Source organism: Sphingobacterium sp. UDSM-2020 (genome assembly GCF_016132525.1).
Taxonomy (GTDB): Bacteria; Bacteroidota; Bacteroidia; order Sphingobacteriales; family Sphingobacteriaceae; genus Sphingobacterium; species Sphingobacterium anhuiense.
Genome location: NZ_CP066166.1, coordinates 5,415,589 through 5,441,595, shown reverse-complemented (window position 1 = coordinate 5,441,595; position 26,007 = coordinate 5,415,589). Strand labels below are relative to the sequence as shown.

Here is a 26,007-nt window from a genome sequence, read left to right as displayed (position 1 = left end):
ATTTGTTCGGCCTCCTGTCTTTCTTAAAGACAAAACTTCAGGGGCGGTCGCAACGCTCCTGAAATTTTTCACATGTGTAGATATTATTTCATTACATAAATTCTCCTTCCTTTTAATTGGAAATGTATGCCTCCGACAAGTTCAATCGTTTGAAGCAGTTTATTAATATCTTCATATTTGGAAATTGTTCCTGAAAACTGAAAATCTGTCAATTGATTCTTAAAGATAACTTCCACATCATACCATCGGCTTATTGTTTCCATTACCTCTTCAATTGCTGTCTTTTCAAAAGCAAATTTTCCATCTTTCCAAGCCGAAAAATAAAAAGGATCTACCTGTATTTTCTTTACCCGATTATTAGCCATATCAAATGTAGCCTGTTCATCAGGAGTTAAATATTGCCCTTCTAGACCACTTTCCTTAAAGTCTAATTTCACTTTACCTTCCAGTAGCGTGGTGATAATCTTTTGTCCGTAATGCTGCAGATTGAAGACCGTTCCTAATACCTCCAGTTTTTGAGATCCTGTATGGATAATAAATGGAACACGTTTACCTTCATTCAATACTTTCGCAACTTCAAAATAGGCTTCGCCTGTCATTTCAATCTCTCGAATAGCTTTATTAAATTGAATCGGATACCGAAGAGTTGTCATGGCATTCAGCCAAACCTTTGTTCCATCTGGCAAGATTAATTTATACTCTCCACCTCCCGGCGTCACAATAGTATTATACACCAGTTTTGAGGATCCTTTACCAGGGTATTTTGGTCGATAAGATATCGAGCCATCCGCTGTTTTCACAATTTCAAAATCACCGTGAGCGATTACAGTATCGCCTTTAATTTTTTCTAGATCAATGCGTGATCCATTCTCTAAAATAATTTGAGCTTTATTAGTTCCGGGCAAAACCTTGAAGTCGGCATCTCTATGTTGGAGCTGTGCTATTTGGCCGATCTTTGTCTCATTCTGGTTCCAGATTAGAAAAGCCACTATGCCAACCGATAACACTAGTGCAGCGGCCGCTATTCTTTTGAAGATTTTTATTTTAAATGATGAACCTGCAGGGACATCGGTAAGATAATCTTTAACACGGTCATCGTTTTTTATTCGAGCAAATAATTGTGATGAATCAGGTTCTTTAAGCGAAGTATTTTCATCCGTATCTTGTTTCATCAACTCTTCCCAAGCTTCCAGAAACTCTGGATCTTCAAAATACTTGATAAAATTATCTTTCGCAGTTCCCTGAAGGGAACCTGCATAGAACTGGCGGATAAGTTTTTTATATGCTTCTACTTTAGACATCTTATATTTATTGTGCGCTATTAGATTAATCGCACCAAAAAGAAAGATGGACTAGTTAAAAGATATTTTTTATGAAAAATATAAGAAATAAGATATTCTCTAACCTTAAACGGACAAAATGATAGGCAGCCACAAGATGATTTCTGACCGTATTTTTTGAGATCCCGATTTGATCTGATATTTCCGAATAACTCATTTCATCGATCTTACTCATTCGAAAAATGACTTGCTGTTGTTTAGGTAATTGATCCACTACCGCATTTAGAAACACAATCAAATCCTTATCTTCAATCTGTTTTCCCAACCGATCATGCGCTTCGTGCCATTGGGAATTATGAGTTAATTGAAAGCGTTGACGAACGGCTTCCTTTCTAAATGCAGAAACAGCCATTCGTTTTGCAACAATATATAAGAAAGGATAAATTGCTTCAACATCAGGAATATCATGACGCTTCATAAATAACTGGATAAAGATTTCTTGCAAGATCTCTTCAGCATCAACCTGAGAAGGGCATAGTCTACATAACCGTTGGAACAGGATTGGCTTATAATATTCGAAAATCTTATAGAAAGCACGTTCATCCCCTAATTTAAAGCGATTAAACTCATCTAAACTACATGAAAATCCTTTCACATCCATTATAATATGACCCCTAGGTTATTTTGGTTAAAGTAACGAAACTGATATTAAATATATATAAATATAAGGTTATTTCAAAATGAAATTATATAGCTTTACAACACATTGTCAATGATGCTGTTTTCTGAAATAAAACTAAAAAGAGCCTCTTTTATGATAGGTCCTAGACTTACTTTTCTGAAATTATTTAACCTGTTACATCAAATCGTGAGGGTACAGAAGGAGCTATAGTTCTGTTTTACTCTTATTCTTGTATATGCATTTCAACCTGACATCCCCTATATCCATCATTATCCTGCGTGTTGCCTTAGTATGGATAATCTTGACTTATGATTTTAGACATTGCTTATTGGTATATCGTTATCACAGGATTAATATTTTGGAGATCTGAATCAACTAGATTTGTATTAATTTAAAATCCCTATTCATTGTGAATAAAGGCTTTTGAACTCTTGAAAATAAATTCTTAAATCCTATTGCCAGCTGAAAATTAATTCATTACCTTTATTTAGAAGCCGTCGGAAGCTTCCAATCAAATCAAATACATTTAGTCAGTACCCAATGCTGAAAATTCAAGCTCCAGATAATCATTTGGAGCTTTTTTTGTTTCACACATTTAAAATATAAAAAATCATATTATTTTTAGATCAATAATTTACCTTATCATTTTATGAATATTGAAGCCTTTGGTTTTGCGGGCCAAAGGCTTTTTTATTTAATATCTTGGAATTATAAATTATTTATTTATTTTTATGTATATCATAATAAAAACTTTAATGGGCTCCCAAAGTCAGAAATTTAGTAAATTTTCAAACCTAGGTGCTCGCCTAGGTTTTTGTCATCTTGGGATCTGTTACTCATAAAACTTGATGACTACCTAGTTCTCCATCATAAGGTTTCATTATTGAAATGATAGCTTCTTTGTTGGTAGCATGTAACCAGGCATCTTCGTCTTTTGTGCAATAATCAGATCAGTCTTTTCCACTTGTCCGTTTCAGCGAATTCTTTAATCATATTATTTCTCGTCATGAGAAATTTGCGAAGATATGCTGTTAGAATCAGTTTGTTAAATAATTTTCCAAATATCCCCATAGGCGATTGAAATGTAAAGATATCTTTCATGATTACTTTTTCACCATCCTGTTCAAATACATGTTCGTGGTATAGCGATTTGAATGCACCACTTATTTGCTCATCAACAAAGTAATAAGGTCTTTCAAAAGCTGTTATTTTTGAAGTGAGTATCTGTCTAATACCAAAATGTGTGGCTTGCCAAGTAACATATTCATGTAGCTCTATTAATCCTTGTGTTCTACCACCAATAGCTTTTTCATTTGTTTTTGAAGTTGAAATAGTATGTAAATCAATACTCCTGGCAAGATCAAAACACAACGCTATAGGTGCATTGATTATAGTAATAATTTCAATTTTGGGCATCTATTATTTGCTTATAGTCGTAAAGTTAATAGAAATTATGCTTCATTATTTGAGGGCATTTATAAAAATGGTGCCATATATCAAGATTATTTCAATTAAAATGGACTAGTTACATGGAGGAAAAGCTAGGGAAGAGAGTTCAGATGCAACTAGTGGTGAGTTTAACAGCTATTGTGTTCAATCTTAATCAGATTGAATTTTCTTGTTATACAACATTCGTAAATTTGAGCTTATGTTATATGATTGATTATGTATCTGCTGAAAGTGTATTTAAACTCATATCTACATATAAATAAGGTGTTTAGAATAACAAAGGAAGATGAACCACAATTATATGGCACTTTTTATAGAAAGTATAGGGAATTTGTGTGGAGCGATAGGCAATTGAATGCTTTAAAGCAGCATAGAGATACCATATTTCATCTTTTGGACAATGTTATAAGTAAGGATGGATTTATAGGAACTAATGCTCTACTTACGATGGAATCCCTGAATGTTAGAGAAGGGATTCCTATTGTATTGGATCAATTGGATAAAAAAGAGAATAATGATTTATATACTTTGCTCATGTTATTAATGAGGAAAGGGGATTATGCTAAATTCAAAAAAACAACAATTTATGAAGAAATATATGGCCCAGAATCCCATATTCGAAGTGCAATCGATAATTCTCAGGAAAATAGAGATTTAATACGAAATATGGCGAAATCATTTTTTGAACAAAATGACAAGTAAAAATTTAAGGACGTGGGAATTATTTCCAAGTGATCGACATTGGCTTAGACAATTCCTTTTCAGAAGATTCCTTGCCTATTTTACTTGATTCTTATTGTACCATCTTTTTAGATCTTCACTCGATTCAGAGAATTGAAAATATTTTGGTTCCGATAAGATTGATTTGCGGTATACATCAATTGTTTTATTCGATGCCTTAATTTTAATTAAAGACGAAAAGTGAACCAAGAGAGTATTATAAAAATTAGATAAGTGTGTCATTTTATAGGATTTGGATTTGTCATATCCCATCCATTCAAAATCTTCAAAATCAAAATTATTATAACAGTAATATTCATTATTATTTATCTTCGGCATTTTTTTGATAAATTTCATGATGTCTTTATCTTTCTTGACATACTGCAGTACTTTTATCCTCGAGCCAATCAAGTTGTCTATTAAACAAAAATATAGGATAGCCTTTTCTTCCGGATTGTCTAATTCAAGTTTTTCTAAATTAATATTAAAGTTGGAAAGATTGCCCTCATTGAAGTAAAATGAAAGTCCAGATAATATCCTGCTATAATAATTATCCAGTAGATTTCTAGGATCAATCTTAGATGACAATATTTTTTTAACTACCAAAGAATCTGCAATGGGTTGTTCGTTATTATGATTATAATGAATCTCTCGTATAATATACCAATATAAAAGTATCTCATGACTAGGTTTCTTGAGCATTTCAATTTGAAGAATATCAGCAGTTTTTGCATTTATTACTTTTAATGCAGAAATAATCGGTTCAAGTCTTGGAGTACTTAATTTTTGGAGAGAATCTTCGTAATTCTCTCCACCAGATGAATATAATTGACCTATTGACAATAAGTTATTGAAGTCTCTGGAATCATTTAATAGCTGGGACCAGCTGTAATTATTTATAGAAAAGAGTATTAAGAACGTAATTGTCAGTAAAAAAGTCTTCATTAATTTGTGAAAATTTGATTTAAATCTTGTGTTAATATGAGCTGTGATTGATCCGTAATCCTGAATGGTTTTATTCATATTGAGCTAGGGTAAATTTAAAAATAAAATTGGTGAAAATTTGATCTAAATCTTGTAGTAATATGAATTGTCATTATTTTAATAAATGCTTCAATTTGTAAATAAAATAGCGAATGCTAATCCAGAATCGCGATAGCTTTTAAAGTCTTTGGTGGATTATCCGTTAATAACAGCTTGCTGATCGAATCTAGCTTGTACAAGCTCACAGGAGCAAAGCTAAATGGACTAACATAGTATATTCCCTCGTTATCGTAAGATTTCTTGTTCTGACGGTTTAAAGGATTATCACTATTAAAGACTTTTACTAGGCCAGATTTTTCCAGTTTATAGACCGCATGTTTCAACTTACTGGCATTGCCCAGTTGCGCTGCAATATCTTTCCTTTCCTTTAAAGTTTGACTCCATTCTAGACTATCACCATCTAATCGGTGCTGTAACCCGGGTGTTATTTTCCACCAGCCATGAATACTTTGATTATTTTGATGGGCGATCATTAAGCTGTCGCCTGTCAAAACCTCATCAATACCATAATGCATTTCTCGGATATAAAATAGGGTATCTTGTTTATTTCTTACTTCAATACAAGAATACATGAGATAATCATTCATAAATCTAAGATCTTTAAAAAGGCTATAAACGAGCACTGAGCTATCTTTATTCGACCAATCTCCCCGCTTACCCTTTTCCCAATCTTTGATTTCACTGTGTTGTACTTGATAATATTTATTTTCCTCTCTAAAATAACTATGGTAAATTATAGCACCTAGAACTATGAAACACAGAATGCTTTTCCAATTCCAAAATTTGTTTTTTTTCATTTCGTAGCCAAGATAAACAATTGTTAGAGACCCTGAAAAGAAAGAGTCCTGTTTAACAATGGCATCCTTTCTTGTCAACTTATTTTATGTTATTTCATCATCATAAATATTAATTATATTTACGGTTTAAAATAATTAACCAGACTTATAGACAATATGAATGAAAATTTAGAAAATGAAAGCCTGTCATTGAACTATCCGATAGAAGATCAAAAATTAGTGACCATCACGCAGTATATGTTACTCAGTATTGCCACTTTTGGCCTTTATACCGTTTGGTGGATGTACAAAGAATGGCGTTTTTTCCGGGAAAAAGAATATCTTGATATCTATCCTGCCGTACGGGCAATATTTTCAGTATTCTTTATTTATTCTCTTGCTCAAAGGATTCTAGATTATGCCAAATCCTTGGGGTACACAAAAACCTACGATCCGTTATTAATTCTATTTGTAGTTATTTTTAGCAATATTGCGTCAATATTTCCAGATCCGTATGGCTTTATTTCCATTATATTTTTTTTTGTGTTGGTACCTGTTGTTGAGGCTTCCAATTTTGCGAAATTTCAAGATAGCAGTTTCAACTGTGGATACCAGTCATCTTTTTCGGCGAAACAGTTAATCTTATTAATTGCGGGAGGGATTTTATGGTTTTTTGTTATCATTGGTCTTTTATTTGGAGATCCTAATGAAGTCATGTAAGTTTTGATCTAAGCATTTAAACGTTATAAGGAAGCCTTATCTATCGATTCGCATATCCTAGAATTTAATGGATATCGATTGAATAATCCTATGCAAGGAGCATATGTAGCTAACAAATATTTACATTTTAATTTTTAAATTATGTGGAGTTTAATTTTATATTTTTTATTCGGAATTGGTCAACCTTCTAGTTCGCAACCAAAGCAAGGAAATCCGACAATGATGCAATCAACAGATGACGGTGATCCTAATGATCCTAACGATGGTGACGGGGGAGATAAAGGTAATACAGTTCCACCAAAACATAGGCGACCATAATACTTAAAGGAGTCGGCGAAAACAACTTTGGTTTTCTAAATCAGATAATAGATCAAGTCGTTGGTGAAAATAAATAGATTTGAAATTGAGAAAAATTTACGGTAGTGATTAGCCAAATTGGTAAGGAGCAAAGAGTAACTTGAGTGACACTTTTACTTCTCGAAAAATTCAGTAGGACTTCTGAAAGCACATGTAGCAATCCTATGTACGGAGCATATGGATCTACCAAATATTTACATTTTAATTTTTAAATTATGTGGAGTTTAATTTTATATTTTTTATTCGGAATTGGCCAACCTTCTAGTTCGCAACCAACACAAGGAAATCCGGCAACGATTCAAACAGCAGATGATGGAGATCCTAATGATGGTGATGGTGGGGATAAGGGAAGTACAGTACCACCATTACCCACTCGGCCATAATACTTTAAGGAGTTGGTGAAGACAACTTTTGTTTTCCAAATCAGATAATAGATCAAGTAGTTGGTGAGAATAAATAGATTTGATGTTTAGAAAAATTCACGATAGCGATTAGCCAAATTGGGAGGGATTAACGATAGTGACACTTCTATTTTTTGAAAAATTCAGAAGAATTTCTGAAAGCACATGTAGCAATCTTATGTCCGAGCATATGGAGCTAACAAATATTTACATTTTAATTTTTTAAATTATTTGGAGTTTAATTTTATATTTTTTATTCGGAATTGGTCAACCTTCTAGTTCGCAACCAACGCAAGGAAATCCGACAATGATGCAAACAACAGATGATGGCGTTCCTAATGATGGTGATAAAGAAAACCCAAGACCGCAAAAATTATAAAAGGGAATTATAGGTATGATTTCCTTTGTATGAATTCTGGTATTGGCACCTGTTGTTGAGGCTTCTAATTTTGTAAAACTACAAGATAGCCTTTTCAACAGTTGTTACTAGTCTTCGTGTCTTGATAGCTTCACCCATAGCGAATCTCTTAGGAACATACCCTTATTTCGTTATATCGCTCAGTTTTTGTACTAGTTGTTCACGTTCACCACTTCCTGTCGTCGAAAAACGCAATAGCGGTAGATTATACTTTTTTAGGATTATGTTTTTCATATTATCACGCCTCATTTGCTTCTCTTCATTGCTGTGGTATGCATAACCATCGACCTCTATGGCCAAGACTGGCTTTTTTCCAAGGCTATTGTAGATCAGAAAATCCACATGTGTTAAATGGTGACCGGCATATTTTGCTTCATCATCCGTCAAAAGCGAGAAATCCATGATTAGACTTCTTAACGGGAAATGCAAGATCACATCATATTTTGAAAATCTGTCCTGAGAGAGAATATCCCTAACTAGAGTATACATCAGATTTTCACTATCAAATACAGATTTTATGTTCTTTTGCGACAAGATTTTTTTTCTTTTCTCTTCATATCCTTTGTACAGGTAGTCGAATATCGAATGCAAACTGCTGTTTACTGTTACGAAATTATTGTATTCAATATAGCGCAACAGATCCGAAATATTAGAGTCTTTTTCACTTTCGTTTCCATGTACCAGTACGATAAGCTGGTCAATAGCCCGTGAAATAGCGACGTTCATCCGGTTGGCATTGTCAGTGAATTCAGTTATTTCATTATCCACAGTAGAGATGATAATGACATCATTTTCCCTGCCTTGAAATTTGTCTACTGTATCGGCCTTTATCATTTCACTTTCAAAAGCACTTTGCAGTGCCTCTGTTTGCTTTCGATAAGGTGTTACGATGCCTAGGTTTACTGACTCGAGTTGGAGTTGCGGGATTATTTCTTCCGCGATGACATCGATCTGCCGTTGATTCATTCTTTCTCGAGCATGATTACCCGCTACAGTTTTATAGACTAGCAGTGGCTCACGCGTACTTTTAGGATCAGAAAGTATGATGAGCTGATTGTTGTAAAACTTTTTATTACAAAAATCAATAATTTTTGGATGGCAGCGATAATGCTCCTTTAAAAGCGTTTTGTGGACATCTGGAAAAAGCTCTGTTATCGACAAAAGCAAACTGTGATTAGAATAACGGTATTGTTCCGGTAATTTAAAAGATTGAAAGACAGCATCCGTCTTTTGTGCCATCTTATCATCTACCACATTGGGCAACTGCTTGAGATCACCGACAATCACAGCTCTTTTAGCACAGGATAGCACCAATACTCCAGTAGCAAGATCTACCTGCGAGGATTCATCAATAATGACAAAATCATAGACAGTCTGTTCAGCTAAACAGCGTCTCAAAGAGTAGGTTGTGCTCATGATGACAGGATAATCGTTGATGAACTTCTCCGATCTAGAACGAAGTTCAGATTCTGTATATCGTGTACGCTCTGTCCCCTTGTATCTCTTGTACAGTTTGCTTTTAAAAAGGCGCATAGAGATCTCGGTGTATTCTTTCATCTTACTGTCGAAAGAAAATCGGTGCAACACATTTTCTATGGAGCCTATTCGAAGTTCTAATTCTATGAGTCTGGTACGATAGTACGCCTCTTGAACAATCTTGATCATGTCAACGTAAGCGCATTTATAAAAATCTGCATTTGTGATTCTATATCGTATTAAATAACCCAATTTTTTCCACCAGCTAAATTGCTTACCCGATTGTTCTTGATTTACGATAGAATTCCAAAGAACTAATAGTCTATCGGATGAAATATTGCTCCGCAATGTAAAAGTCGCTGCTGTACGAACATTATTGAGAAAATGTTGATATTCTGTTTCTATGCCCTCCTTTTCCAGCTTCAGCGTTGCCAGTTCATTCTTTTTAGCCAGGTTTTCCGTTAACTGTGCAAAAAGATTACTATTTTTCTGCTGTAGATCTAATAGCTTTTCATTCGATAATCTGTATGTCGATAGATCAGGTATTTCCAACTGAGATTCTATAAATTCCCGTTTATTTTGACTACTTCCCAGTAATGCAGCTAAAAAATGAAGACCATTGTTTTCCAGTTTCTCATACACGTTTTTCGTTGCCGCATTATTGCTTGATACCACCGCTACACTTTGCTCGTTCATCACAGCATTGGCTATAATATTAAGAATTGTTTGCGTTTTTCCTGTTCCCGGAGGACCTTCGATTACGCTCAGTGGATTTGTAAAAGCATTGTTTACACTTTCCTTTTGGCTGAGATTAAAACCAAAAGGAAAGATTTCGATCGGGGAGGGTACAGGACCATTATTAGGCTGTTTGCCATTCAAATAATTGGAAAGTATGGTATACTCAGGGATAAAAGATATGCGATGATAGCTTTCCGCAAGAATGTTTTTGCCCTCTTGCAACTTGATACCTATCGTAGCCGCAATTTCTGTTAAATACACAAAAACATCTTCAGCACGCTTACTTTGTATAGCCGATTTTACGATTTGTACTTTACTGCGCTCATAACTATATTGCTTATTACTATTTTTAAAAATAACAAGACACTTATCTGCTACAAATGAAAAAGATTGTATTTCACTCGTCTTGTCAGATCCATTGATATAAATGGATTCTATTCTCATAACTGTATTGTTGGATTTATCCCTCATCCACTATTAAATTGGGTTCTAATTTATAAAATACTATTGTAACCACGATTTGAGTTGACACGAAGTAAATCAAATATTAGTATTCAACATAATTTAACTTTTCAAGAATTTTTTCTTCATAAGGATTGTTATTCAAAAATCGCAATTATAATGTAATTAAACATACTTTAATTTTTAATGTCAACTTTTCTAAACGATATATTTTTAAGATGACAGAATCTTTTTTTAATTTTTACTGTCATTTTATACTAACTAACCTAAAAAATGAAGATTATGAGAATAGTGAAAAGCATTATTATCAAGTTATTTTTATTGTGTCCTATTTTTTTGTTTGTGCAGGATAGTAAAACAGTAAAAGTTAATTAGGATCAGGTGTAAGTACCCCATTTTTCCTACAGCTAGAATTGGACTTTTCTAATTAACGTTACTAATTTATTTATTTGTTGTTTGTGTCTAATATTTTTTGATAATTCCGTTGGTGTAAGATTGCCAAGTCCTTCGTGAGGCCTGTTGTTATTATATTCATGCATCCATATTTGGGTATGTTCTCTGACTTCTGCCAGGTTGAAAAATAAATAAGCATCCAAAATTTCTTTTCGATAACTTCGATTAAAACGTTCGATATAACCGTTTTGCATAGGCTTGCCGGGCTGAATAAATTGAATCGCGATGCCTTGATTTTTACACCAGAGATCAAAATGATGACTGGTGAATTCGGGTCCATTATCTACACGCAGACAGAGCGGCTTACCTCGCCAGTCTATGATTTGTTCCAGTGCCCGGGTGACCCGTACAGAAGAAATAGAGGTAGCTACTTCGATACACAATATTTCACGGGAACAGTCATCCATTACATTAAAGGTTCTAAATCTATTTCCGCTTGCCAAGCTATCGCTCATAAAGTCCATGCTCCATTTTTGATTAATGCTGACCTGTTGTTCCAAAGGTTGTTTCTCCCGAACGGGAAGCCGACGTTTGACACGTCTCTTCTTATTCATATTGAGTAGCTTATATACCCTGTATACTTTCTTATGGTTCCAGGACTTACCTTCTCTGCGCAAGTAGGCATATAGTTTTCGAAATCCATATACAGGATGTTTGGAGGACAGATCATCTAATGCTGCCATCACGGCACTGTCGTCTTTCTTGCTAACATAGTAATATTGTGAACGGCACATACCTGTCAATTTACAGGCTCCGGCGACACTCAAACCGTGATCTAGGACAATTTCCTGAGTTAACTGTTTTTGTTGCCGGAGCCCCAACCTTTTTTTGTGATGACTTCTTTTAGGATATCATGGTTCATACTCAGCTCGGCAAACATCTTTTTTAGGCGTGCATTTTCTTCTTCAAGTTCCTTCAGGCGCTTGACATCAGATGCTTCCATGCCACCGTAACGACTTTTCCAGTTATAAAAGGTCGCTTTGCTAATCTCAAGCTCCCGGCAGATATCATCCGTCTTTCTACCTTCTTCTCCCTCTTTGAGAGCTCTTACAATCTGTGTTTCTGTAAAACGTGTCTTTTTCATCTTATTATTTAAATCTAAACATTTATGTGCAGTTTTAAGCTGTTTGATTTTTTGGGACACTTACAAGGTCTTTACTAAGGTAAAAGTTTGTCTCCCAATGATGGCGTTCTAGCGCCGTTAATGGAGCATCTTTTGGAATCGATTGTGGAGGGCGAGCTGGAGAACTACCTGAACGAAGAGAACGCTTCGGGTAATAGCAACCGTCGAAATGGCAAGACAAAAAAGGCAGTCCGAGGTCTCAATACCGGCACTTTTGAATTGGAAACAGGCTGGGACAGATCGGGAACGTTCGAGCCTAAAGTAGTACCTAAGAGACAACTCATCTGCACTGAACAGCTTGAGGGACACGTGCTGAGCATGTATGCCAAAGGAATGAGCACACCTGAAATAAATGAGTTTATCCGCGAAATGTATGCCATGGAGATCTCTGCCACTGAAATATCCCGTATTACCGAAAGTGTTCTTCCAGCAGTAAATGAATGGCGTAGCAGGTCCCTGGAAACTGTTTATCCCTTTGTATTTTTGGACTGCATGCATATTTAAGCCCGCCAGAATAGAACTGTTAAATCAAGGGCTATCTATAACATACGTATCCAGCCTACGAACTACGTGTTTGACTGTTCGTAGGCTGGATACAGACAAACCGGTATTTCCAAATTCTAAAGTGGATTTCAGTACGCTTTTGAATAAACAAAAGGTCAATCAACTGTTTCACTTTATTTGTTAGTTCCTGCCAAATACATTAAGTGGTAGACCTATAGAAAAACCAAGTATCCCTTTTTCTTTGATTGCAATATCACTTATGTCATCATTGATGTCTGGAATTTCATATTTTAATGTGAAACTTGCTAGCGTGTTGTCATTTTTGGTTATTGGTACTGTAATTCCGAAGCCAGCATCTAAAGATTTTAGATCTTTTCTTAAAGTCTGCTTACCATATGTGCTAAATCCGATGTAAAAACTTTTCGAAGTTGAAATTAGGGCCATTATATTATAATTAATACTTGACGTATTTCTAATAATTAGTGTTCCCTCTTTAACTTTTTTAGCATCCGACGATACTTCCATTGTATTACCACTGCCATCAGACACTGTTTTATATTCTTTAATATTTACCGATCTTAAAGAAGAATAATTGTTGTCGTTAGTTTTGTATTCATAGCCAACTTTACCATTAAAAGAAAGAAATTTTAATTTTCTTTTTGATGGATAAAAGAAAAAATTCATATCAGCTTTTACTATTAAACTATTTAAGCTTTTACTCGAAAATTTCTCCTTATTTAATAATGAAATATTATTATTGTAGGTCTCCAAAGTAGCGTAATTGTAACCTGCTTTTATATTGGACCAAAGCCAAAATAGTTGAGATGCAGAATCTATTGGTACTTTTGAAATGTCCCCATTATATTGCTCCTCTATTTCCGAGGTATAATACTTTGTGGTTGTGGAAAGAAATTTAGTATAGTTTAAGTTAATTCCTAGATCAGGTAGCCATGTGCCACTTTTGAATAATGGTGTGAAATCATTTGATGAAGCAACCTTTCCATCAAAGTATAATTGATTATAAATGGTGTTCTTTAACGGTACTGGTACATTTAATTTTAATTCTGGACTTTTTGAAATGTCAAAAATAAAACTGGCTTTTGGAACTTCAGTTTTTGTTCCTATTATTTTGCCAATGAAGTTTTTTATATCTTTATCGTTGTCTTTAGGAGTTTTACTATCGCTCTGAGCATTTGCACTCATACAAACACCCAGCGCTAAAATGGTTAGTAGTTTTTTTATCATGGCTATAAGGTTATATTGGTTAATTAAATTTATATTAAAAATTTTATTAAAACAATAAGAAAGCAAAATTTAATTTATTTTTTAGGTTGCAAGCGGATATGTTTTTAATTTTAGGACTTTTGGATAAAATCTTATTTTAAATATATTACTTAGATAAAAAAAAGATGATTTTCATATTTGATAGTGAAAAGTATATTTATCGTTTTCCAGTGGATAAGGATCTAAGAAAGTAAACTGATTACTGGTTCACCTTAATAAAAATATTTTATAAAAATAGACAAAAAAAAATTGACTAAGTCACTAATTATTCTGTCCAATCTTCTTGGTATAAGTACATTTTGGGTAATCTGCTCAACCTAGAAATTTTCCATATTTGCCGTTTTTTGAAATTATTCTGTTACCACAATAAGGGCAGATATTTTTATTTTTAGAAATATAGTCTTCATCAGTTGCCTTTTTTGGTGTTATAAGAGGTCTGTCTCAGTTTATTTTGAGCAATAAGTCATATATTAACTCTAATCTCCTGGCTTACATTTTCATCTTTAACGCTTTTTATAATCTTGAGCAGGTTATAATATTTTATAACGGGGAAGGAGCTATTGACCTTTAGTTTAGATCCGTGGGTAAAAACTACAATTGGAAAATAATCAAGATCTGGATATTCATTTAGGTTAGCCTGTAAAGCTTTAGTATAACCTAGATTTTGACGTATCGGATTATATAATCGGAAAGTATTATTAAATATGACCTGCTTCCATTGGTAAGCATTTTCATTTCCAAATATCCATCCCTTATAGGTTTTGGTGTCAATAACAAATAAGCCGAATCTAGATACGATAAGATGGTCTATCTGAGCCATTATACCATTGTGAAATACGCGAACATTGTTGATTACTTTATATTCTTTCTTGTTTAAGAATGAAAGAATAAATCGAATTGTCAATTCACCCAGATAACCTTTAATCACTGGACGCAAAAATACAACTAATCCTATTGTAACTATTAGCAGTATAATTGGTCAAAATTTAAAATCTTATTCATCTATTGTAAAAACTTTCTTTTCAAACATATTAGGTGGTTTAAAAAAGGTCTATAAAACAAAAGAAACGCCTGGCGACGCTGCTCCTGTGGGTAGCGTGGTGTGCACTGTTACTGCGAAGATAAGCTTACATTTAGTGTTTTACAAATTAGAAATAAAAAAAGAATAAACTTAAGTTGTACTAAATCAGCCTATTACTTATGTGTTAGCTACAGTGTTTTATTATCGGAGCTTTTTTGTTAGAAAAGTAAGCTTAAGAATACCTATATTTTCTTTTAAGATTAGTGTTAATAAAACTGAAGAAAACTATAATAAGTATCAACGTTTCAAAAAAGTGCTGTTATAATGGCTATTTGTGTCACATAGTTCAATTATTATGTCTATTTTTTTGTATACTTGAGAATAGGAGGTTATTTATGGAATCAGCAGTTTTAAAACGAACACATGAAAGACTTTATCGTGTACTATTAAGTAAAATAGCTAGAGAAGCTTCAATAGTTGCCAATAGAGAAAATAGAGCTTTAGCGGTGTCTATTCAAATAGTTGAGAACGGCTATGTGGTCGGAAAGTTTCCAGATGGTTCTAAAAGAATCATCAAAGAACTAGTGCGTGTCAAAAGTAAAGCTTAAGAAAGGTTCCGTGTTATACCTAAAACAAAAAGACTAAGAGTTTTTTGGAATCAATTGGTTTTTAGGGGGGATGCTGATTTAAAAAGATAGCCAGTTTAATACTAGCTATTTTGTATTTTCGGATAGCTGTCCGAATATATCGAAATGAGATACAATAGGAGAAATCGCCATTCTACATTAAGAAATAATCATATAAAGTAATTTAACAGTGAACACAAAATCTGAAAACACTAATTATAATACTGATCATTTTCATATACATCTTTTTTCCTTCACTAGAAACTCAGAAGATTTCAAGTGAAGGATATATTTATTTAAACTGATCGGCCATCATAACTTTTTCGTCCTTTATATTCTGGACGAAGTCACTGTATTGAATCGGTAACTTCTTTCTATGGAAGTAGAAATAGAAATCAAAAGAGCCACCAATAATACCATTACCCGGCAGATATACAAAGCGGTCTATACCACGGTCGATTTCAAATTCATGCCTGTGTTTATGCCAATTTGTATAAGTCCAGAACTGATAGGCAAGATCATTATTACTTAATTTAATCACCTTTGATAAATACTCTTTCCTATCCCTCAAATAATCGAATGATGAATACGAGTATGGTGATTCACCTATTGTATAAAGTGGAAAAGTATCTTTCGGATATGTTTTCTTAAAAATATGCTCCATTTCAAGAATTGTGACAGGTTCCTGTTTAATATTAATGGTACCAAAACTATTCTGAAAAACAGAAGGTCTATTGCGGACAGCAAAAAACTGTAACAGACAATGCTTAGATTTATAATATTTTTTGTCTATTTTTTTTATAATCTGGTATTCATCAAAATACTTGTTCTTATCTCCATATTGTTTATCAAATTCAGAATAGGTATTTAAAGAGAAAAGTCTTTTTAGATGCGAATGTGTTATCAGATCATTTTTCAAACTATCTATGTTAATTTCTGTCCAATCACTGTTACTTGTTAAATCGGGCAGAACAGATAGCAACACAATATTAAATTCAATATTTGGATTTTGTAAGTCACCATTTCTAATCGTATCCATTATGGGGAAAGTCAAGCAGAATAGTTCCACATTTTTTTTGATACCATATAATTTTTCAGTCGATAACTTATACTGATTTATAATATAACCATCTGTCTTATCAGGTATGATATAGTATTTTACTTGCGCAGACACAATGATCGGAATAAATACTAAAGGCAATATAAGCCAGAAAATCGTCTTTTTAATTACATTTTGTACCAAGGCCACCATGTCTATAATTTTGATTAATATCTTGTTCCAGTTGTATCATATTGGAGACAATACCTCCTTTAGCAAGGGTTAAGGCATGTGAACTGCTCATTGATGGATTAAATGATTTTATTGCATTAGCAAGATCTTGTAGAGTAGTTGCAATAGTTGAATGCTCATTCACATATTTATTTTGCATACCTATATCCGTAGATGACCAACCTGGATATAAAATCCCAAATTGTGATAGCTTACCTTCTTGCTTAAGTCTATTTTCTTCATTGAATAAAAAGCTATGCAAGACTTCATGAAACATAGTCGCAGCAATGTATTCCTGCGAAGCTGTGTTAAGCATTTTCGAGTTTAAACTGATGGTTTGTGTTGTTCCAACAGCATTGTTATTGTTCCAGACTGCATCAACATTATTATCTAATGCAGTACTGACCCTAAATATTATATTATAGTCAACATTATTTTTAAACATTTTGTTCAGCCACAAGGAAATTTTATTCTCTAAGTTAGGTATTTTCGCCAATACTGCTTGAGCACAAGGGTACCCATCAAGAGCATCAATGATTTCTTTGTCAGAAGGGCTAATAGGTGAATTTCCACTTCCATTACCAGGTAGATTTGGCCAAGTGCCGGGATCTGGAGGACCAGTAGGATCAGGATTATCTGGATCTATTGGCCCCAGTCTTCTTACACAATTCCATTCATAGCGAGGAGCACAATAAGTATCCGTCATTCCAGGACATACAGTAGCAATCTTTATATATTCACAGGATAAATTAGGACCACATCTCATGCTACTATTGGGTTCGGGAGAACAGACAGAACCCCATCCTCCGAGTGCATATAATTTTGCACGCTTCTCCTGTGATATAGGATTTTCATCTACGCCATATTTAATTGCATCTATCCTTGTTCCAGTGAAATAATCTTCAAGCAACGATATACCTTCAAAATTCGTATAATTAACAACACTTTTATCTGATATTAGTGTTAAAATTTTATAATTATTGCTTTTGGCAATAGAATCTCTTTCTATTACCAGCCATGCACGATGGGGAAGAAAATTTTGACCCGAAGTTGTAATACTTCCTTTAGGTAAATATTGTTGAATTGGAATATAGGTGCTTTTTCCTTTTTTTGTAGCATACTCCCAGTATAATACTCTTTGAAGTGACTGCCTGTAATTGAGCTTAGGCCGGTTTGCAGATTTTGAAAAAGCGGTGCTGTCGGATTGAAAATCTGCTTTTAATAGCTCTATGTCACTTAAGTTAGATTCATCTTTTAGTTGTAAATCATTTCTACTGCAGCCTAAAATAGTGAGTAGAATAAGAATGTTTAAGAAAATATACTTCATAGTAAAGTATTGATAATTAGTTATGTTCAAATGTAATATATTTTTAAATGAATTAAATAATTTTTATAATTTATTTTTTAAATAACTCATAAATCATTGTTTTACAGTGTTTTAATTTATTTATTATTGGGTGTTTGTTTTTGCTAAGTTTTGTTTTACAGTATTTTACAGTGTCATTTTGCGTTATTAGAATATTTGTTTTCATTTCTTTACGGTTTTCTGTAAAATCAATATATTTTTATTGCTTATAATTGTGTGATAATTAAAGCTGTGTTTTTCATCTGTATTTTTATATAATCTAACTTTGATATTAGTGAATAATAAACCTGTTTTTGTTTAAAGGATAAAACATAAAATTATTAGAATATAAATTGTAAAAGATGAAGCAAAACTTGACTGAATTGGATCATAAATTTTCTAACCATTTCAAACAATTATTTGAAATTCAACGCGAGCTGATTGAAAAATATAAAAGCTACGAGTTTGATCTAGATAAGACTGAAATAACACGAGCCATTCATAATAGAATGTCAGCTTTTTGGTACTTCAATGTGCACAATACGAAGGAATTATTGAGGGCTAATATTACTCCGCCAGCATCAGATTTTTTTACGCAGACTTGTATGCTATTTTTTAAAGTATATTTCGAGCAACGCTATGAAGTTTTAGTCTGTTCAGAAAAAAGTATTGTACCTGGCAAAAAGCTTGTTAAACCTGATATAACAATTTGGAGCAAAAACGAGGTTAAGTTATTAGCTTCGATAGAGTTGAAAGTTAATAATGGCTGGAAAAAGAAAGAGATTAAAGCACATTTGGAAGAGAGAGAAAAAAAAGTTAAGGATGCGTCGGATGGTGCCTATTTTGGTGTTATTGCTTTTTGGAATTTCTTTGAAAAAGTTGAACCTGAATGGAAGAATAAGTATGTAGGGTTGTATGAATTCAATGATAATAAAAATCATCCTGAGACTGGTGCTTATGTTGAAGATATTATGAAACAAATAGAACAAAATATTCGATGTTATAAAATTTAGATCTTTTGAACTGTTTAATTCGAACATTCTTTACTTGAAAAGACATAATTCATATTCCTAAAAATTTTCGTTAAATATATTAAATGGTATATACCATCCCGTTTTGGTTTGTTGTCATTAATCACAATGTGTTATTATGTGGGTCATTTCAATTTCCTAAAAAAAAGGTTTCTTTTTATTAGTGAACATTATTTCAGATATTTGGGTAGAACCCTTAGCAGTTAAAAAATTTCATCATGTCCGATATTCAACATTAAAAATCGATATCCTACAAACTATAAAATATATAAGGAGGCTTGTAAAAAAGGTGAGTTAAGTATCGGGAAGATTCTAGTTTTGAAGGAAGGCGATTTAATAAATCAAAAATTTATTGTCAATTTTCCAACTAAACAGCATTGGAGATCTCCATCGGAGATTTCATATATCCAAGATGGATTAGTAGCCTTAAAAAAGGCTATACAAGAACAGGATATTCAAAGTATCGCTATTCCTCCTTTAGGCTCTGGACTTGGTGGATTGGATTGGAATGTTGTAAAGGCTATGATTATCGAGGCACTTCACTATCTTGATATCAATATTGCTATTTACGAACCTGGTTGAAATCTATGTTTTAAACCCATGTTAGCGGTCTTTTAGACAGGCTTTATCAAAGGAGATTTAATCTGAAAATGAATATTTTGCAATAATACTTTATTGTTTCACATGCGATTACTTAGAAATTTTATATTTACTTATCTTTGATATATGTAATTCAATAAATAAATGTTAAAAAACCATAAAAGTTCATTTATTAGTGAACTTGTGTTTGAAAACTAACTAATTATGTCTAATTTTGCCTCTATAAAGTTTATTAACGTATTTGACAAAGTCACTTATTATTCATTAGTGATAAATGGAGAAGAAGATGAGGAATCATTGTTTGAGGCTTTTATTAAAAAATTTACACCGATAGAAACTGAAAAATTGAATCATATTTTATCTTGGCTTCGAGAAATTGGAGAAAAGTATGGTGCACAGCGTTCTTTATTTAGAGAGGAGAATTATGCAAGTGCTCTTCCGCCTTCAGGTATAAATAAGAAGCCAACTTATGCGGAAGATGATGTTACAACGGGAAATCCACTTCGACTATATTGTCATCGATTGAATGATCACGTAGTACTATTGTTCAGTGGAGGTATAAAGACAGCTGCTGCTGTACAAGATTGTGCAAATGTTAGAATGCCATTTATTTTGGCAAATAAATTGTCTAAACTAGTTGATGACAGTATTCGTGTCGGTGACATCGAATGGGAAGATGATTTAATGGATATAAAATTTGAAGAAAACTATAAACTATACTATTAATATGAAGATTTCAAGAAGAAAATCTAATTTAGAAGAGAAAGCTAAATCGGATAATGGAATTATCAATAGTTGGTTAGCGGAGCATGGAGATGATGCAATTGACAGACTAGTGAAGAAGAATTTAGCTATCGCTAATAAAATTCAAGAAATTTTGACTAGTAAACAGTTGAAGGCAGTAGACTTAGCGGATTTAATGAATAAGCAAAAATCTGAAGTATCTAAATGGTTATCCGGTCAGCATACATTTACTATGCGCACCATAACAGCTATAGAAAATGCCCTTAATTGTGATATTATCCATGTAGAACCTAGGGTACATAATGTTTATTTCACCACTTATGTTCGTCGTGAATCGATGTCTAAAGTGGAAGATGATTATGTGTTTGAGGACTCAGCTTACACTGGAGAATTTAAATCAGCCTAATTTTAAATTGCAAATGGGTAGCGGAGAAGTTGTATCAGAAAAAATTCATTTGAGGAGAATTACTCCACAAAATCAATATTTTGACAATCATTGTGATTTAAGAGATAAAGATTTTGAAATGCATGTTGCACAAACAGTTCAGCATAGTTTAGAAAAGAAGTCTTTTAAAATAAGTCTTCTTGTGTCTTTTAGTTGCGAGGAAATAAGATTTGCTGAATACTTATATGATTTCATCTTTGAAGTCGAAAATATGTTGGATTTTTTGGTGGAAGTAGAACACAAAAAGGTCTTTACAAAGCAGATCGTAGGTACTTTGGTCGGAATTTCTTATTCTACGTTGCGTGGTTTGATATACGGTAAGATGAGTGAAACGAACTTGAATGGTTTTGTTTTACCCGTGATCAATCCCAATGACATTCTGAAATATAAAATATAATTTCTATGTTTTTATAAATAAAATAAGGCACAGTCTTAATAAAATTGTGCCTATTTTGTTGCTATTATCCTTAACCTTTCATGTTAATATCAACCAACAGCCATTTTAGCAGAAGCTGTCCATAAGTACTCGGGAATCGGTTCTTCCAATTTCCAAGTGATCGACATTGGCTTTGAGCCAACGTGTTTGACAAAATTACCCAGCCCCACAAATACATAACCTGCAGTATTACCCAAACTATCTTTTGGAGACTCACGTACGAACAGCAATATCTTCTTATTAAGTTCCCTTTGATTGATATAAGCTATTCCTTTTGTGGTATGAGGACCAGCTTCATTTTGAGATTGCCAATGGAACAGTGTTTCATTGATCGCATAATCCTCATACATCGTGGTAGGAGAGAAGTCCTGTTCAGATTTCTGTAGGTTTATAAATAACAACTCGGTATTCAGTTCTTTGTTTTCAGCTGAACCTTCACGATTGGGATTTTTCTTTGTTAGCGTGCTCAGTCCAAAAGCAACTAATATTTGGTCGCGCGTATATCGAGCATGCAATTTAAGCGGTTGTTCATATCCCAATTCCGTACAATCAAGTTCTTCAAAATCGATCAGGTTGATGCGCATTTTTAAATAGACTTTCATCTCATCTACATAACTTTTGTTACTACCTATTATTGCAATGGATTTGAACAGCGATATTTCATTTGAAGCATCTTGCCAAAAATCATAGTGCAGCATCGTCAGGAATAACGTATCGATTTTTGAAAATGAAAGTTCGTTTAACACAAAATCCTTTTCCGCTAAATCGAGTAAAAACCGAAAGTAGGAAAGCGAATTTGTCGCCGCCCATTTTTTAGACAGCATCGCACGATAGTTTTTATCATTCGTACGATCTACATTTTTAACAATCCGCGCCTCTTCGCATAGCGATGTCCAAGTATGGCGTAGGTACAAACGTTCAAATGAAATATTGTTGATAAACAGAAAGTTTTCCAATGTCAACGGAAGTTCCGTTTGATTGATATAGTTTTCTAATCGTCTAACCAGATCTCGCTTATTTAAAGAAGTTGCTTTTCGGATGTTAGTTAAGATGACTTCCTTCGCCTTTTTCTCCAAAATTATAGAGCATCCTAAGGGTAGGTGAATAAAATCGTTTTCAATTTCCTTCTGTACCGTTGTATTCGTTTTACCGATTAAGGCTCTAAACTTAGACTCAAAGTCATAATTAGGATTTGCATTGCCTACAAAGTCCAGCACAGTTAAGGAGTCTTTATGATCATGTAGTCTAAGACCACGACCCAGCTGTTGTAAGAATATCGTTAAGCTTTCCGTAGGTCTTAAAAAGATTACCGTATCTATTTCAGGGATATCGATGCCTTCATTGAAGATGTCCACCACAAAGAGGTAGTTGATCTCACCTTTTCTAAACTGATGCATGATTTCCTGACGCCTGTCTGTATTTACACTCGTTAATGATTCAGCAAGTAAACCCGCGCTTATAAATTTCTCACGCATGTATTGTGCATGCTCGATACTGATACAAAACCCGATTGCCTTTACCTCATGTATATCTTTGCAGTATTTGTTTAGGTTGTGCAAGATTTCTCTTACCCGATCATCGCTCTGCGTATAGATTCGAGTCAAATCTCCCGTATCATACTTTCCCTTAATCCATTTCGCGTTATCCAAATCTACTGAATCAGATACAGCAAAATATTGAAACGGGCAAAGCAGTTTGTTATTCAGTGCATCAGGTAAGCGAATTTCTGCCGCAATATGTTGGTCAAAATCACCTAGTATACTTTTCCCGTCCGCTCGTTCAGGAGTAGCCGTCAGTCCGAGGATTATCTTTGGATTTAAGAATTTGATCACCTGTTGATAACTATCCGCCTGTACATGGTGTACTTCATCCATGATCACATAATCATAATACTCTGCAGAAAAATCGCCCTCTTTTATTCTATTTGCTAAAGTTTGTATTAATGCAAATACATTTTTCTTGTCAGCGACTTCGAGGCCACCACCCAATAGTTCTCCAAAGTTTGGGTCAACCAAAACATTACGAAATGTATTTTGAGCATGCGTTAAAATTTCGATACGATGCGCAATAAACAGAAAATTACTGTGTGGGTTATCCTTTAAGTAATTTTTAAAATCAAATGCTGAGATCACCGTCTTTCCAGTTCCCGTAGCAGCAACAACCAAGTTTCGATACCTATTGTGTACTTTACGCTCAACCTTTAGTTTCTCTAAGATCTCATTTTGATAATGATAAGGTTTAAGATCAAACAGGGTGAAGACATTCTGATCCGATTTACCCAGCTTATTTCTTTTCAGCGCACGGTCCAATTGTACAAAGTGCTTTTGATCATCGTAAAGTTCAAATTCCGCATTCTCCCAGTAAGATTCAAAAGTTTTTTGAAATTTATCAATGATATGTGGTATCTCCTTTGTCGTTACCTTAACATTCCATTCAAGGCCATCCGTAAGTGCTGATCTCGAAAAATTGGAAGAGCCGATATATCCCGTGTGAAAACCAGTATTTCGATAAAAAAGATACGCTTTAGCATGCAAGCGTTCATTCCCTGTATTGTAGGATACTTTAATCTGCGTGTTGGGCAAAAGCGACAATTCTTGTATCGCCTTCGCATCAGTCGCACCCATATAAGTGGTGGTAATGATGCGTAATTGTCCACCTCTTGCTGTGAATTCTTGGAAAGCATCTTTTAAGATCACGATTGCTTTCCATTTTATAAAGGAAACTAATAGGTCGATGCGGTCTGCTGATCGAATTTCTTTTTTCAATTCACTATCTAAAGAAAGACCCATATTGCCACCAGTGAACAGCTCACTTTGCGTCAACCGACTAGCGGGCGTAATCTCTTTTAGCCTAAGATCCAAATTGGCATAATGCGAATCCATCTTGTCAAAAACAGCTTTGAGTATACCGCCATTCACTTCGATAAGATCTTCTTCAAATTCGTATTGCGTGATCTCCGCATGTAAGAACAAGATCAAGCGATTACTGATCTCAATTTGTTTCTCAAGTAAAAGATCATTGTTTGATTTAATGGATTGAAAAGCCTTACCAATTACCTCTTGCAGATGCATTGACAATGTTCTTATCGCCTCTTCCTTATCAAGTGAAGTTCTGTTTATATAGAATTCCTTTTCAGGCAATTCTTTCAATTTATTTGCTAAGGATTGTGTTATCAGCGATTCGTATATTCCAAAAGTCATAAGCTCAAATATTCACGTACTATCGGCAAATCAGCTTCCGCCCAGTCGTAGTTTAATAATTCAGATGCATCTACCCATATTGCCTGTTTATGTTCTGTGGGCACTACTTGGCCAGATTCCCATCTGCAGATAAAAGGATAGAGGCATATGGAAAAATCTGGATATTGATACTCTACAGGCTTCAGTGCACGGTCAATGGTAATGATCATACCCAGTTCTTCTTTAATTTCCCTTTGTAAACAATCTTCTTTTGACTCATCTTGTTCTATCTTGCCTCCCGGAAATTCCCATTTCATTGGTAGTTTCATCGTCGCAGAACGTTGACAGATCAACACTTTATTATTGTGTTCAATTATAGCACAGGTTACTTGCAGCATCGTGGTTTAAAGGTAATGAAACTCTATCAATATTTTACTTTCCATTTCCTATCTTTGACCTACATGAACGACCTATCCATTTATTTAAAAGCATTCACAAGATTAAAACAAGGGATTACCAAATACGGTAAAGCACCGCATAAACCAGTTTTCCTATTGACCTTGATTGAGTTAATTGGGCTGGGCTTGGATCATGACAATCATTTTCTTGTTAATGCAGACTTGGTTGGTCTTTTTCAGGAGAATTGGCGGTTGTTGGTGACCACAGCAAATCAGCCGGATTTTACACAGCCATTTTTTTATCTACAGAGCGATCAAGTCGATGGACATTCCTTTTGGTATATCCATACGTATACAGGAGCTCCTATGCAAGCGCATATTAAAAGTGTTAGTACATTAGCATGCATTGTTGCCTATGGAAGTCTTTCAAGTGAACTATACGTCTTGCTGCAGTCTGTTGAAACAAGACAGTTAATCCGCAATGCTATTTTGGCGCATTATTTCCCTAACCAATTGCAGTCTTATTTCGAGCATAAACAGATAGGAGATGGGTATTATCACGATCTTCAGGCATTAGTTCTTAATGACCCCGAAGTCAAGTATAAACATTTGGCGATTCATACAGAGGAAGATGTTTTTGTAAGATCGCACCTTTTCAAAAGATATATACCACAGTTGTATCAAGATACCTGTGCGATGACAGGTATGCAGCTGCGGTCCACTTACAATCACAATTTTATTGATGCTTGTCATATTGTACCCTTTTCAATTTCGCACGATGATAAGGTCACCAATGGACTTGCATTATGTCCAAATCTGCACCGCGCTTTTGATCGTGGCTTAGTTGCTGTAGATCAAGATTATCGTATTCTGGTTTCAAAACATATCCGAGAGCTTGGGGAGCATCCCTATAGTCTCAAAAAATTGGAGGGGACCAAGCTTATATTACCAAAAATAGAACAGTACCATCCATCACAAGAAAATCTAGGATGGCATAGGAGCGAGGTGTTTAAAGAAGGATAATC

The 26,007-nt window shown here is 34.1% G+C and carries 25 protein-coding genes; 12 read left to right on the top strand and 13 right to left on the bottom strand.

Annotated features, from left to right (window positions below; translation table 11 throughout):
- Positions 1 to 83 precede the first annotated feature (83 nt).
- From JAZ75_RS22985 to JAZ75_RS22975, 3 genes are all read right to left on the bottom strand, one after another.
- The gene (locus tag JAZ75_RS22985) at positions 84 to 1,301 is read right to left on the bottom strand and encodes a FecR family protein (protein ID WP_208698804.1); all 1,218 of its coding nucleotides are present in this window, start codon (positions 1,299 to 1,301) and stop codon (positions 84 to 86) included.
- 55 nt (positions 1,302 to 1,356) lie between these two features.
- Positions 1,357 to 1,941 (bottom strand): RNA polymerase sigma factor, encoded by a 585-nt coding sequence (locus tag JAZ75_RS22980; RefSeq protein WP_208698802.1) that lies wholly within the window; start codon positions 1,939 to 1,941, stop codon positions 1,357 to 1,359.
- A 966-nt stretch (positions 1,942 to 2,907) separates the two neighbouring features.
- Positions 2,908 to 3,378, bottom strand: a complete 471-nt coding sequence (locus JAZ75_RS22975; RefSeq protein ID WP_208698800.1) for an SRPBCC family protein — start codon at positions 3,376 to 3,378, stop codon at positions 2,908 to 2,910.
- 297 nt (positions 3,379 to 3,675) lie between these two features.
- Between JAZ75_RS22975 and JAZ75_RS22970 the strand changes: the two genes are divergently transcribed.
- Positions 3,676 to 4,113, top strand: coding sequence for a hypothetical protein (locus tag JAZ75_RS22970; RefSeq protein ID WP_208698798.1), 438 nt, complete (start codon positions 3,676 to 3,678; stop codon positions 4,111 to 4,113).
- A gap of 75 nt (positions 4,114 to 4,188) precedes the next feature.
- Here the strand turns inward: JAZ75_RS22970 and JAZ75_RS22965 are convergent, their stop codons facing one another.
- A complete protein-coding gene (locus JAZ75_RS22965) occupies positions 4,189 to 5,154 on the bottom strand; it encodes a hypothetical protein (RefSeq protein WP_208698796.1) in 966 nt (321 codons plus the stop codon).
- Between the two features lie 116 nt (positions 5,155 to 5,270).
- Positions 5,271 to 5,972 (bottom strand): hypothetical protein, encoded by a 702-nt coding sequence (locus JAZ75_RS22960; protein WP_208698794.1) that lies wholly within the window; start codon positions 5,970 to 5,972, stop codon positions 5,271 to 5,273.
- Between the two features lie 156 nt (positions 5,973 to 6,128).
- Here JAZ75_RS22960 and JAZ75_RS22955 point away from each other — a divergent pair, with 156 nt between their 5' ends.
- The 3 genes from JAZ75_RS22955 to JAZ75_RS22945 all read left to right on the top strand — a co-directional run bounded on the left by JAZ75_RS22955 (position 6,129) and on the right by JAZ75_RS22945 (position 7,411).
- A complete protein-coding gene (locus JAZ75_RS22955) occupies positions 6,129 to 6,671 on the top strand; it encodes a hypothetical protein (protein WP_208698792.1) in 543 nt (180 codons plus the stop codon).
- Positions 6,672 to 6,812: 141 nt separating this feature from the next.
- Positions 6,813 to 6,989 carry a hypothetical protein gene (locus tag JAZ75_RS22950; protein WP_208698790.1) on the top strand — a complete coding sequence of 59 codons (177 nt, stop codon included), beginning with the start codon at positions 6,813 to 6,815 and terminating at the stop codon, positions 6,987 to 6,989.
- 254 nt (positions 6,990 to 7,243) lie between these two features.
- Positions 7,244 to 7,411: a hypothetical protein gene (locus JAZ75_RS22945; RefSeq protein ID WP_208698788.1), complete on the top strand. Its 168-nt coding sequence runs from the start codon at positions 7,244 to 7,246 to the stop codon at positions 7,409 to 7,411.
- 559 nt (positions 7,412 to 7,970) lie between these two features.
- Here JAZ75_RS22945 and JAZ75_RS22940 read toward each other — a convergent pair.
- Together JAZ75_RS22940 and JAZ75_RS22935 are read right to left on the bottom strand one after the other, a co-directional pair.
- The gene (locus tag JAZ75_RS22940) at positions 7,971 to 10,505 is read right to left on the bottom strand and encodes an AAA domain-containing protein (RefSeq protein ID WP_208698785.1); all 2,535 of its coding nucleotides are present in this window, start codon (positions 10,503 to 10,505) and stop codon (positions 7,971 to 7,973) included.
- A 425-nt stretch (positions 10,506 to 10,930) separates the two neighbouring features.
- Positions 10,931 to 12,060, bottom strand: a protein-coding gene (locus JAZ75_RS22935) for an IS3 family transposase (protein WP_208702585.1) whose coding sequence is annotated in 2 segments (ribosomal slippage) — positions 10,931 to 11,799 and positions 11,799 to 12,060 — 1,131 coding nt in all. Because the reading frame shifts where the segments join, the coding sequence is not laid out codon by codon here.
- 87 nt (positions 12,061 to 12,147) lie between these two features.
- Here JAZ75_RS22935 and JAZ75_RS22930 point away from each other — a divergent pair.
- Positions 12,148 to 12,603, top strand: a complete 456-nt coding sequence (locus JAZ75_RS22930) for a transposase (protein WP_410528615.1) — start codon at positions 12,148 to 12,150, stop codon at positions 12,601 to 12,603.
- 180 nt (positions 12,604 to 12,783) lie between these two features.
- On the opposite strand, the gene JAZ75_RS22925 is transcribed toward JAZ75_RS22930, so the two are convergent.
- Both JAZ75_RS22925 and JAZ75_RS22920 read right to left on the bottom strand, forming a co-directional pair.
- Positions 12,784 to 13,848 (bottom strand): hypothetical protein, encoded by a 1,065-nt coding sequence (locus JAZ75_RS22925; RefSeq protein WP_208698781.1) that lies wholly within the window; start codon positions 13,846 to 13,848, stop codon positions 12,784 to 12,786.
- 502 nt (positions 13,849 to 14,350) lie between these two features.
- Positions 14,351 to 14,815: a nuclease-related domain-containing protein gene (locus JAZ75_RS22920; RefSeq protein WP_232789456.1), complete on the bottom strand. Its 465-nt coding sequence runs from the start codon at positions 14,813 to 14,815 to the stop codon at positions 14,351 to 14,353.
- 488 nt (positions 14,816 to 15,303) lie between these two features.
- Between JAZ75_RS22920 and JAZ75_RS22915 the strand changes: the two genes are divergently transcribed.
- Positions 15,304 to 15,516, top strand: a complete 213-nt coding sequence (locus JAZ75_RS22915; protein ID WP_208698777.1) for a hypothetical protein — start codon at positions 15,304 to 15,306, stop codon at positions 15,514 to 15,516.
- A 310-nt stretch (positions 15,517 to 15,826) separates the two neighbouring features.
- Here JAZ75_RS22915 and JAZ75_RS22910 read toward each other — a convergent pair whose 3' ends face one another.
- Together JAZ75_RS22910 and JAZ75_RS22905 are read right to left on the bottom strand one after the other, a co-directional pair.
- Positions 15,827 to 16,786: a hypothetical protein gene (locus tag JAZ75_RS22910; RefSeq protein WP_208698776.1), complete on the bottom strand. Its 960-nt coding sequence runs from the start codon at positions 16,784 to 16,786 to the stop codon at positions 15,827 to 15,829.
- Complete coding sequence (locus JAZ75_RS22905) at positions 16,758 to 18,131, bottom strand: hypothetical protein (protein WP_208698774.1); 1,374 nt, start codon at positions 18,129 to 18,131, stop codon at positions 16,758 to 16,760. Before JAZ75_RS22905 ends, JAZ75_RS22910 begins: the two co-directional genes overlap by 29 nt.
- A 380-nt stretch (positions 18,132 to 18,511) precedes the next feature.
- Between JAZ75_RS22905 and JAZ75_RS22900 the strand changes: the two genes are divergently transcribed.
- The 5 genes from JAZ75_RS22900 to JAZ75_RS22880 all read left to right on the top strand — a co-directional run bounded on the left by JAZ75_RS22900 (position 18,512) and on the right by JAZ75_RS22880 (position 21,366).
- Positions 18,512 to 19,162 carry a hypothetical protein gene (locus tag JAZ75_RS22900; RefSeq protein ID WP_208698772.1) on the top strand — a complete coding sequence of 217 codons (651 nt, stop codon included), beginning with the start codon at positions 18,512 to 18,514 and terminating at the stop codon, positions 19,160 to 19,162.
- A gap of 228 nt (positions 19,163 to 19,390) precedes the next feature.
- Complete coding sequence (locus JAZ75_RS22895; protein WP_208702583.1) at positions 19,391 to 19,762, top strand: macro domain-containing protein; 372 nt, start codon at positions 19,391 to 19,393, stop codon at positions 19,760 to 19,762.
- A 222-nt stretch (positions 19,763 to 19,984) separates the two neighbouring features.
- Positions 19,985 to 20,506: a hypothetical protein gene (locus JAZ75_RS22890; protein WP_208698770.1), complete on the top strand. Its 522-nt coding sequence runs from the start codon at positions 19,985 to 19,987 to the stop codon at positions 20,504 to 20,506.
- Between the two features lies 1 nt (position 20,507).
- A complete protein-coding gene (locus JAZ75_RS22885; RefSeq protein ID WP_208698769.1) occupies positions 20,508 to 20,930 on the top strand; it encodes a helix-turn-helix domain-containing protein in 423 nt (140 codons plus the stop codon).
- Positions 20,931 to 20,943: 13 nt separating this feature from the next.
- On the top strand, positions 20,944 to 21,366 hold the full coding sequence (locus JAZ75_RS22880) for a hypothetical protein (protein WP_208698767.1): 423 nt from the start codon (positions 20,944 to 20,946) through the stop codon (positions 21,364 to 21,366).
- An 89-nt stretch (positions 21,367 to 21,455) separates the two neighbouring features.
- Here JAZ75_RS22880 and JAZ75_RS22875 read toward each other — a convergent pair whose 3' ends face one another.
- The gene (locus tag JAZ75_RS22875) at positions 21,456 to 24,605 is read right to left on the bottom strand and encodes a DUF3427 domain-containing protein (protein WP_208698765.1); all 3,150 of its coding nucleotides are present in this window, start codon (positions 24,603 to 24,605) and stop codon (positions 21,456 to 21,458) included.
- Positions 24,602 to 24,982 (bottom strand): (deoxy)nucleoside triphosphate pyrophosphohydrolase, encoded by a 381-nt coding sequence (locus JAZ75_RS22870; protein WP_208698763.1) that lies wholly within the window; start codon positions 24,980 to 24,982, stop codon positions 24,602 to 24,604. Before JAZ75_RS22870 ends, JAZ75_RS22875 begins: the two co-directional genes overlap by 4 nt.
- A 15-nt stretch (positions 24,983 to 24,997) precedes the next feature.
- On the opposite strand from JAZ75_RS22870, the gene JAZ75_RS22865 reads away from it, so the two are divergent.
- Positions 24,998 to 26,005 (top strand): HNH endonuclease, encoded by a 1,008-nt coding sequence (locus JAZ75_RS22865; RefSeq protein ID WP_208698761.1) that lies wholly within the window; start codon positions 24,998 to 25,000, stop codon positions 26,003 to 26,005.
- Positions 26,006 to 26,007 lie beyond the last annotated feature (2 nt).